This window comes from Photobacterium angustum, assembly GCF_002954615.1.
Lineage (GTDB): Bacteria > Pseudomonadota > Gammaproteobacteria > Enterobacterales > Vibrionaceae > Photobacterium > Photobacterium angustum_A.
This window is the reverse complement of record NZ_MSCJ01000001.1, coordinates 2,827,734-2,838,075: the sequence shown is the minus strand read 5'-3', so window position 1 is coordinate 2,838,075 and position 10,342 is coordinate 2,827,734. Positions and strand designations below refer to the sequence as shown.

At 38.8% G+C, this 10,342-nt stretch carries 8 protein-coding genes; 7 read left to right on the top strand and 1 reads right to left on the bottom strand.

Translation table 11 applies throughout. The annotated features are described in order from the left end of the window. Nucleotides 1-5 precede the first annotated feature (5 nt). Entirely contained in the window at nucleotides 6-1,202 is a 1,197-nt protein-coding gene (locus tag BTO08_RS12940) for an NAD(P)/FAD-dependent oxidoreductase (RefSeq protein WP_105061208.1), read from the top strand. 3 nt (nucleotides 1,203-1,205) lie between these two features. On the opposite strand, the gene BTO08_RS12935 is transcribed toward BTO08_RS12940, so the two are convergent. Next, nucleotides 1,206-1,523, bottom strand: coding sequence for a helix-turn-helix domain-containing protein (locus tag BTO08_RS12935; RefSeq protein WP_105061207.1), 318 nt, complete (start codon nucleotides 1,521-1,523; stop codon nucleotides 1,206-1,208). 101 nt (nucleotides 1,524-1,624) lie between these two features. Here BTO08_RS12935 and BTO08_RS12930 point away from each other — a divergent pair, with 101 nt between their 5' ends. The 6 genes from BTO08_RS12930 to BTO08_RS12905 all read left to right on the top strand — a co-directional run bounded on the left by BTO08_RS12930 (nucleotide 1,625) and on the right by BTO08_RS12905 (nucleotide 10,341). After that, the gene (locus tag BTO08_RS12930; protein WP_105061206.1) at nucleotides 1,625-2,155 is read left to right on the top strand and encodes a hypothetical protein; all 531 of its coding nucleotides are present in this window, start codon (nucleotides 1,625-1,627) and stop codon (nucleotides 2,153-2,155) included. After that, nucleotides 2,149-3,528, top strand: a complete 1,380-nt coding sequence (locus BTO08_RS12925; RefSeq protein ID WP_105061205.1) for a DEAD/DEAH box helicase — start codon at nucleotides 2,149-2,151, stop codon at nucleotides 3,526-3,528. The genes BTO08_RS12930 and BTO08_RS12925 overlap by 7 nt, the downstream gene beginning before the upstream one ends. 141 nt (nucleotides 3,529-3,669) lie before the next feature. Then, nucleotides 3,670-6,846, top strand: coding sequence for a type I restriction endonuclease subunit R (locus BTO08_RS12920; RefSeq protein ID WP_105061204.1), 3,177 nt, complete (start codon nucleotides 3,670-3,672; stop codon nucleotides 6,844-6,846). Between the two features lie 6 nt (nucleotides 6,847-6,852). Continuing rightward, nucleotides 6,853-8,484 (top strand): HsdM family class I SAM-dependent methyltransferase, encoded by a 1,632-nt coding sequence (locus BTO08_RS12915; protein WP_105061203.1) that lies wholly within the window; start codon nucleotides 6,853-6,855, stop codon nucleotides 8,482-8,484. Beyond that, on the top strand, nucleotides 8,477-9,796 hold the full coding sequence (locus tag BTO08_RS12910; RefSeq protein WP_105061202.1) for a restriction endonuclease subunit S: 1,320 nt from the start codon (nucleotides 8,477-8,479) through the stop codon (nucleotides 9,794-9,796). Before BTO08_RS12915 ends, BTO08_RS12910 begins: the two co-directional genes overlap by 8 nt. Further along, nucleotides 9,796-10,341 carry a hypothetical protein gene (locus tag BTO08_RS12905; protein WP_198038465.1) on the top strand — a complete coding sequence of 182 codons (546 nt, stop codon included), beginning with the start codon at nucleotides 9,796-9,798 and terminating at the stop codon, nucleotides 10,339-10,341. Before BTO08_RS12910 ends, BTO08_RS12905 begins: the two co-directional genes overlap by 1 nt. The last annotated feature ends 1 nt before the right edge of the window (nucleotide 10,342 follow it).

The following is a 10,342-nucleotide window of genomic DNA, read 5'->3' as shown; positions in this document are numbered from 1 at the left end:
ATTTCATGTCAGCTATTCAGTCAGATGTTATTGTTATTGGAGCAGGCGCCGCTGGTTTAATGTGCGCAGCTAGTGCAGGTCAACGCGGGCGTTCAGTTCTTGTGCTTGATCATGGTAAGCGGCCTGGTCGTAAGATTCTTATTGCTGGAGGTGGGCGTTGTAACTTCACCAACTATGATGTCACAGCAAAGAACTTTTTAAGTCAAAACCCCCACTTTGTTAAGTCTGCATTGGCTCAATATACCAATTGGGATTTCATTTCGATGATCTACAAGCATGGTATTGAGTTTGAAGAGCGTGATCACGGGCAATTGTTCTGTGTTAACGATCATGACTCGAAAGATATCGTAAAAATGCTAATTAATGAGTGTGATGAAACTGGTAATGTGAAGTATAAGTACCAGTGTGAAATTACTTCAATTGAACGTGTAGCCGATAATAACTTTAAAATAGAGACTTCCAATGGAGTCTTTAATTGTAAGTCTTTGGTTGTCGCAACCGGTGGACTATCAATGCCACGTTTAGGTGCGACCCCTTTGGGTTGGAAAGTCGCTGAACAGTTTGGCTTAGGGGTTATTTCTCCTCAAGCAGCCTTGGTACCGTTTACATTAGATGGTCGAGAAAAAGGGTTAACAGAATTAACTGGAACTGCTCTCCCTGTCCGAATTACCTGCAACAATCAAGAGTTCCTAGAAGCTCTTTTATTTACTCACCGAGGTATCTCTGGCCCATCAGTATTGCAGATTTCTTCGTATTGGAACTCTGGCGATGTCGTTCAAGTTGATTGGCTACCTGATTTGAGTGCCATTGAGTTGATCGAAAAAGCAACAGAAAGCAACCCAGCACAAGAGGTCAAAACAACGCTGTCTAAAGTATTACCTAAACGTCTTGTCGAGTATTTTATCGAACTTAATGTGTTTGAAAATAAACCACTTCGCCAATTGAATAAACGAGAGATAGATAATATTAGCTCAGCTCTTCACTCTTGGGAAATTAAACCTAATGGAACGGAAGGGTATAGAACAGCAGAAGCGACCATTGGTGGTGTTGACACCAATTATTTATCGTCTAAAACAATGGAAGCTAGAGATATTCCTGGGCTTTACTTTATTGGTGAGTGTGTTGATGTGACAGGTCACCTTGGAGGTTTTAACTTCCAATGGGCTTGGTCGTCTGGTTGGGTTGCGGGTCAAAACGTATAGTAATTACTTTTCTTGGTATCTATTCTTGATGTAGTCGATAAGAGAATTCTTATCGGCTTTTGTTAGTTTGTCTATCAAGCAGACTAATTCAGCTGATTCTTCATCTTCGCAGTAAAAATAACTTACAGGCACACCCAGTTCATCGGCAATTTTTTTTAGCGTGCCTATATCCGGTGTATGTTTTCCTTTCTCGTATTGATTCATTCTTCCACTTGCAGAGCTTTCATCAATACCAATACATACCCCAAGCTTTTTTTGTGAGATTTTTGCTTGTTTACGTATCTCTTTGAGGCGTCCAGGGATTGGATTATTTGTTGACACTTACAATTCATAATTTACTAGTACGTTTGCTCAGATTTTCTTAGTATTATTGATTTATGTATACTCAGGAATCCTGAGTCTTTTAATTCTATGAGCTAAAAATGAAACCTTCAAAAAAAATTTGTGAAGTGATGTATAACTTATTGATAGAAAAAAGAATGGATGGTTTTTCAGTTCTCGAAGCAAGAGATATTCTTTTGCCAATGACTGCTATATCTTCAGACTATGATGTAGCGAGGAAACAAGTTTATCGTAAACTTTGGCAGTATGAGCAAAAAGGGTGGCTATCCACTGAAGGAAAAGGAAGAGAAAAGAGGTATTTTCAAACATCGTTATTTCATAGCTTTGAATTATACAAAAAAAGTTCTTCAATTGATGAACGTAAAGCTAAGGAACGATTAGAAAACGATTATTCTGTATTACTCAAAGAGCAAACAACATATAAGGCTGAGCTAGAGATTGTACTTGGTGAGATAGAGCAATATAACTCATTAAAATCGAGATTTCCTGAACTAAAAGATAGGCTTGATTTTTTATTAAAACAAGCAAGAGAACAATCTGCATACTTGCTGGGTAAGGTGAATGGCTTAACTAAACTACTGACTTCATTGTCTAAGGATGGCTTATGCTAAGGCAGTGGCAGCAGGAGTGTGTAGCTTTAGCTCTGAAAAAGTTTACAGAAGGGAACTCCCATTTTTTCTGTCAGGCTACGCCTGGAGCAGGAAAGACGGTCTTCGCTGCTTCAGTAGCTTTAGAGCTTTTAAAAAAAGATATGATTGACCTTGTTCTTTGTTTTTCTCCGTCACTGACAATTGCTGAAAGTATAAAACGAACTTTTTCTAGAATTTTAAATTGTTCGTTTTATGGTGGTTTAGGTTCGATTGGGCAGTCGATTACTTATCAATCTATTCCGTATTTAAAAGATGACTTTTGGAAAACATTACAAAATCATCGTGTACTTGTAGTTTTTGACGAAATACATCATTGCGCAGGCTCTGATATAGGAGTTGCAAATGTTTGGGGAGAACAAATTCTAGCGAAGGTTCAGCATCTGGCGATATATACACTCGCTATGTCTGGGACACCTTGGCGATCTGATATGCTCCCGATAGTTATGAGTGAATATAAAGGTAGTAATGGTCAACTTTTTGTTGATTATCAATACACCTTAGCGAAAGCGATTGAAGATAGAGTTTGCCGTTCTCCAAAGATTGTATTGGTTGATAACGAGAGCTTATCAGTGACAAGTGAAAATAAAACTGAATCTTTTTCTTCGATATTGCAAATGCTAAAAGAAACGAAGACCTCTTATCAAAGTGTTATTCAGAATGATGAGGCTATGGAATATTTATTGGGATTAGGTTGCCAAAAACTTGCTGATATTCGTTTAGAGTCACCCCAAGCCGGAGGGTTGGTTGTTGCTTCTTCGGTTCAACATGCAATATCTATAAAAAGAATACTTTTAGAACGGTACGCACAAACTGTAACTGTCGTGACATACCGACATGATGAACCTTTAGCAGAAATAGAACGTTATCGTCAGGGAAATACCCAATGGATTGTTAGTGTTGGAATGATTAGTGAAGGTACAGATATACCTCGGCTTCAAGTTTGTTGCCATATAAGTTCTGTTAAAACAGAGTTGTATTTCAGGCAGGTGCTGGGACGTATTCTTCGGGTTAATGAGGGAATTAATCAACAAGCATGGCTGTTCACGTTTGCAGAGGAAAGTTTAATTACATTCTCTGAGAGAATAGAACAAGACATCCCTGAATCTTGTATGTTTCAGAAAATGACAAATACAGAGATATTACATACGAAATCTCAACGTATTGGCCTAGATGAAATAATTGAGGTAGAAAATCTTGGCGTTGATGGTTCTACAAACTTAGTTTGGAATAACAAAGTGGATGGTAGTTCCTACGATTATCCAAATGTGATTATAGATGAACTTTTATTGGGTACTTTTAAGCAGCGAGTTATTTCTGCTTTTTTAAAGATATAATTATAGGGGGTAGTTTAAATTTATATAAATGTTATTGATTTATATGTGTTTAATTGTGGTCAGAAGTTAAATTTTCACTTATTCTCTGCGTGGTTATAAATATTCAATTGAGTGAGTAACTCTATTCCAAGCAGGTGCACCATGATAAAACAAAATGAAGACACACGAGTAAAAATACCAACCATACTGCACCTAACGCGCTTAGGGTATGAGTACTTATCTTTAAAGCAGAGCACTTGGTGTACTGATACCAACATTTTCCCTGATATCTTTAAAGAGTCAATTCAGCGTATTAACCCTAGTTTGGATAATGGAGATGTTGAACGTTGCTTGGATGACATAAAGCTAAGCCTAGACAATGAAGATTTAGGCCGTGCTTTTTATGAAAAGTTGACGAGTCGCTCTGGAACAAAACTCATTGATTTTGATGATTTTTCAAAAAACAGCCTACATGTAGTAACAGAACTTACATACAAGAACGGTGATGAAGAGTTTCGACCAGATATCATTCTGCTTATAAACGGTATGCCTTTGGTCTTTATTGAAGTTAAAAAACCAAACAATAAAGACGGTGTTATAGCCGAAAGAAATCGAATCAACACTCGTTTTCAAAATCCCAAGTTTAGACGCTTCGTTAACATTACTCAGCTTATGCTGTTTTCTAATAACATGGAATACGACGACGGTAGCTCGGAGCCTATCCAGGGAGCGTTCTATGCGAGTTCTTCGTATACAAAGCCTATCTTTAACTACTTCCGAGAAGAGGAAGTACTGAACCTTACTAAGCTACTTAAGCCTTTAGCTGATGATACAGAGAACTTTGTTTTAAAAGACAATAACTACACTGTTATTAAACATAGTCCTGAATTCCTCACTAACAAAGATCATGATGCGCCAACTAATAGAATATGTACATCACTACTAAATCCTGAGCGTCTTGCGTTCATGCTTCGTTATTCTTTAGCCTACGTTAAAGAAACGGATGGTTTACAAAAGCACGTGATGCGCTATCCACAGTTGTTTGCGACCAAAGCGATTGAAAATAAGTTAAGTGAAGGTATTAAGAAAGGTATTATTTGGCATACACAGGGAAGTGGGAAAACGGCCCTGGCTTATTACAACGTAAGGCACCTAACCGACTATTATCAAAAGCAACACATAATCCCTAAGTTTTATTTTATTGTTGACCGGATTGATCTACTGATTCAGGCACAGCGTGAATTTACGAGTCGTGGGTTAATGGTTCATACTGTGAACTCTAGAGAAGCTTTTGCTCAGAGTATCAAGGCAACTAAGGTGATCCATAATGATTCGGGTAAGCCGGAGATCACCGTTGTTAATATTCAAAAGTTCGAGGATGACCCTAGTGTTCTACGAACAGTTGATTATGACGTCAATATCCAACGTGTTTACTTTTTAGATGAAGTGCATCGTAGCTACAACCCTAAAGGTAGTTTCTTAGCCAACCTCACCCAGTCAGACCCCAATGCAATTAAGATTGGTTTAACAGGTACTCCGTTGCTTCTGGAGGAAAAGGATAAAGATCCAACTAAAGAGCCCAAAGCATTTAGCTCTAAACAGATTTTTGGCAATTACATCCACAAGTATTACTACAACGCGTCAATTGCAGATGGCTATACCTTACGTTTAATTCGTGAAGAGATTGCTAGCAATTATGTCATGGCAATGCGTGAAGCTCTGCAAGAGGTAGAATTGCAGCAAGGAAGTATAGATAAGAAGCAAGCCTATGCCCACCCTAGATTCGTAGAACCTATGCTGAACTACATCGTTCAGGACTTTGAAAAAAGCCGCTCTTCGTGGGGAGATAACAGCATTGGTGGAATGGTAATTTGTGATAGCTCTGAACAAGCAAAAGAACTTTTCAAACAGTTTAATGCTATTTATGCCACCAAGCCTGTTTTACCTGCAAGTTCTAAGTCTGAAAAGGCAGTGGTAAAAGAAAGCGTTATTCATGAGCCAAGGGCTAGCTACAACGAAAAGTTAAAACGAGATAACCAAGTACATTCAGCTGCTCTGATTTTACATGATGTAGGTAGTAAGGAAGAGCGTAAAGAGTGGGTAGAACAATATAAAGCAGGTGAAATAGACTTCGTGTTTGTCTACAACATGCTACTTACGGGCTTTGATGCTAAACGATTGAAAAAGCTTTATTTAGGTCGAGTCATTAAAAAGCACAACCTACTTCAAGCGTTAACACGTGTAAACCGCACCTACAAAGAGTTCCGCTATGGTTACGTAGTTGATTTTGCTGATATCAGCGCTGAATTTGACGCGACCAATAAAGCCTATTTTGATGAACTAAAAAGTGAACTTGGCGATGAAATGGACAGTTATTCCAACTTGTTCAAAAGTCATGAAGAAGTGTGCGAAGAGATTGAGCACATAAAAGATGTGTTATTCCAATTCGATACTGAGAACACGGAATTGTTCCAGCAACAGATTGGCCAGATCTCAGATCGCAAACAGATACTCGCTTTAAAAAAAGCCTTAGAGAGTGCTAAAGACCTGTATAATCTCATCCGCCTTCAAGGGGATACTGAGCAGCTTCAAGAGCTTGATTTCGCAAAGCTCAACGTATTGTACCGATATACCAATGATCACTTAGGTAATTTGAACCTAAAAGAGCAAATAGAGAACAATGCCGATACCACTAACTTACTAAATGCGGCGCTAGAAGATGTCGTATTTATGTTTACTAAGGTCGGTGAAAGTGAACTTAAGTTAGCAGACGAACTTAAAAACACCTTACGCAAAACCCGTGAGGCTTTGGCTGGTAACATAGACCAAGCTGACCCGAAGTTTATTGCTTTGAAAGAAGAGTTAGAACGCCTATTCAAAACTAAGAATTTGAGTGAAGTAAGCCAAGAACAGATGGATCAAAACATTGGTGCTTTGCGAAAGATTCATGAGCGAGTAAAGGTGCTTAACCAAGAAAACAGCCGTTATAAGGCTAAGTACCTAGGTGATGAAAAGTACGCTAGAACTCATAAGCGACTCCTTGAGGGGAAACGAGGAGAAGGGCAGCATAGTAAGCTGTTTGAGAGCACTGAAAACTTAGTGGAACGTCGTATCTTTGATGCGCTAGCAGCAATTAAGCAGCTAACCGATGAGCAAGTGTTGAACAATCAGCAGCTGCTCAATAACGAGAGCTATTTTGAACGTACAGTGATGCCTAACACCATCAAACAGTTCAAGGTGGAACAAAAAATCAACTTAACTCCTGTAGCCGCGAAACATATCAATACTTTGGTGGTACGAGAGTATTTAAACGAATTTAACGGCAGAACGCCGTGGTAGGGCAAAATGGTAGAACAAGATTTCCAAAGTAAAACTAAACAACTGATTGATGACTTAAAATCAACCTGTGCACGTAATGGTTTAGGTAATGACGCGAGTGAGTTTAAGATCATTACTCAGGTATTCTTGTATAAGCTATTGAACGATAAGTTCACCTATGAAACGAAGCAAATAGAACCCAAGCTAGCAAGCAGCGACAACTGGGAGCAAGCGTTTATCGCGTTAAGCGATGATGAGAGAGAAATGCTAGCAATGCAGTTGCCAGCCGATGCGGCAGAGCTAAAACAAGAGCACTTCATCTCAACCTTGTTTGCAAAACAAAATGAAGCTGATTTCGCTAAGTTGTTCGATGACACACTACGCGATATCTCTATGCTCAACAGTGATACCTTCTCAGTAATGACTGACTCTGGAGAGAAGGTTGCACTGTTCGAATCGATCAGTGAGTACGTGACCGTTAGTAAGCGTGATGACTTTTGTCGTGCAATCATTAATAGCATTGCTGAGTTTAGCTTTGAGCGTATTTTTACCCAAAAGTACGACTTCTATGCAGTGATCTTTGAATACCTAATCAAAGATTACAACAGCAATTCAGGCGGCAAATATGCCGAGTACTATACACCTCATGCAGTGGCTCGCATTATGGCTAATATTCTTGTACCAGAAGAGCAGCAAGGAAAAATTAGTAACGTAAGTTGTTATGACCCATCAGCCGGCTCAGGTACTTTGTTGATGAACGTTGCACACGCTATTGGTGAAAGTCGTTGTTCTATCTTTACTCAGGATATCTCGAAGAAGTCATCGAACCTTCTACGATTGAACTTAATCTTAAATAACCTTGTGCATTCAATTCCTAATGTGATTGAAGGTGACACTATGCGTCATCCTCACCACAAAGATGGTGCAGCGTTAAAGCAGTTCGATTACATCGTATCAAACCCACCATTTAAGCTTGATTTTAGTGAGATTCATGAAGAGCTAGATGGGAAAGAGCACCAAAAGCGTTTCTTTGCTGGTGTGCCAAAAGTGCCAACAAAAGCTAAAGATAAAATGGCTATCTATCAGTTGTTCTTACAACACATCATTTATTCATTAAAGTCTAATGGTAAAGCGGCAGTAGTGTTGCCTACAGGCTTCATAACAGCGCAATCAGGTATCGATAAAAAGATCCGCCAGTATTTAGTCGATAACAAAATGCTTGCGGGCGTGGTATCAATGCCATCAAACATCTTTGCTACCACAGGCACCAATGTTTCTATCCTGTTTATTGATAAAAGAAACAATGGCAAGGTTGTGTTGATTGATGCTTCTAACCTTGGCCAAAAGGTTAAAGAAGGCAAAAACCAAAAAACGGTATTGTCACCAGAGGAAGAGCAGCAAATTATCGATGTATTCACTGCCAAAGAAACTGTAGAGGACCTCTCTGTAGCTGTTGACTATGCAGATATTGAAGCTAAGAATTATAGCCTGAGTGCAGGGCAGTATTTTGAGGTTAAAGTTGAATACGTAAACATGACGCAAGAACAATTTTCAGAGAAAATGCGACTTTTTAGCGATAATTTGGATAGCATGTTCAGTCAATCAACCTTTCTACAGGCTGAAATTAAAAAGCAGTTAGCGGGTTTAAAATATGATTAGTACCATTAATGATAAACTTGGGGACTTAGTAAAGGCTGGAGGGGGGAAAATTCATACAGGTCCTTTTGGCAGTCAGCTGCATGCTGAAGACTATGTTAAGGTTGGTGTGCCATGTATTATGCCTGCCAATATGAAAGATAATAGGGTTGACCTTTCAAATATAGCTTTTATCACAGAAGAAGATGCAAATCGCCTCTCGAAGTATATCGTTAAGGAAGGGGACATTGTTTATAGCCGTAGAGGAAATGTAACACTCAAAGCTTTAATTCGAGAGAAAGAAGCTGGTTACTTTTGTGGTACAGGCTGCCTATTACTGCGTCCAGGAAGTAAATTTGATTCTAGGTTTTTAACTCAATATCTGAGCACTCCAACACTTCAGAATTGGATAGTTAAGCAAGCCGTTGGGGCTACAATGCCAAACTTGAATACAGGCATTCTTTCTAGCGTACCGTTTAATGGGCCGGTCAAAGAAATTCAAGAGAAGTTGGCGAACGTTATTTATTCTATTGAAGATAAAATCGAACTAAACAACTGTATCAACAGCGAATTAGAAGCTATTGCGAAAACGCTATATGACTTCTGGTTTGTACAGTTTGACTTTCCTGATACAGACGGAAGGCCTTATAAATCATCTGGTGGGAAGATGGTTTATAATGAATCTCTTGATCGAGAGATTCCTGTTGAATGGAATGTGAACTTTCTATCAGATTGGATCAAATCTGATAAAACAGGCGATTGGGGAAAAGAGGCTCAAGAAGGCAATTACACTTTGCGAGTCGACTGTATTAGAGGTGCGGATATTAATGGGATCAATGGTTCAGGAAAAGTAGCTGCCCCAAACCGATTTATCCTCAAGAAGAATGAACATAAACTGCTTTCACCTTTTGACTTTGTAATTGAAATTTCTGGCGGTAGTCCGACTCAGTCTACAGGTCGATTATCTGGAATAACGAAAGAAGTACTTGAACGCTTTGAGCATCCTGTCATTTGTTCTAATTTTTGCAAGGCGATCTCGCTGAAAAATATTTCATATTTTTATAATTTTACTTACATGTGGCAGTGGATTTACGATCATGAAATTTTATTTGGCTGGGAAGGTAAAACTAGTGGAATTAAAAATCTATTGTTTGATTCATTTGTGACTAAGTACAGCGTTGCTATGCCACCAGAAATTTTAGCTCAGAAATTTTACGATTTTGTTAGCCCATTACAGAGTAAAAAACAGAACTTACTCAAAGAGAACTCTGAGTTGGAAGCTTTACGAGACTGGCTTCTACCGATGCTAATGAATGGGCAGGTTACGGTAAAATGATGAATATTGCGTATCGGCTATTGCTCACTGTTACCGCAACATCTTTGTTGTTGATAATCTTTGTGGTGCAAAAAGGTTTTACGTTAGGTTACTTTTTTGACAAGTGTATCTACTTAGCTACCCTGCCGAACGCAATTTCATATATTTTTTATCTCTTGATACCAATAGCGTTAAGTGGGCTGAGCATCTTCCTCTGTCGATACCTTGGTAAGGATGAATTCAAAGTAGGCCAGGTGGTGGAGGTTGAACACGCTAATAACAGTTTTCTTCCTAGTTACTTAGGCTACTTTTTTGTGGCACTAAGCATTGGCAGTTGGGAAACCTTGTTTTTTGTATATGGTGTTCTGTTTGTGTTTACCTTCTTGTCACAGGCACTTTACTTCAACCCGCTGTTTTTATTGTTTGGATTTGAGTTCTACAACATCAAAACGAAAAATGGTGCAACCATCTTTTTGATAAGCCAAGAGCGCTATAAAACACCAGGTGATATAGTGATCGATAAAGCTTATCGTATTAATAATTATACATTTATTGAGCGAGGGTAAT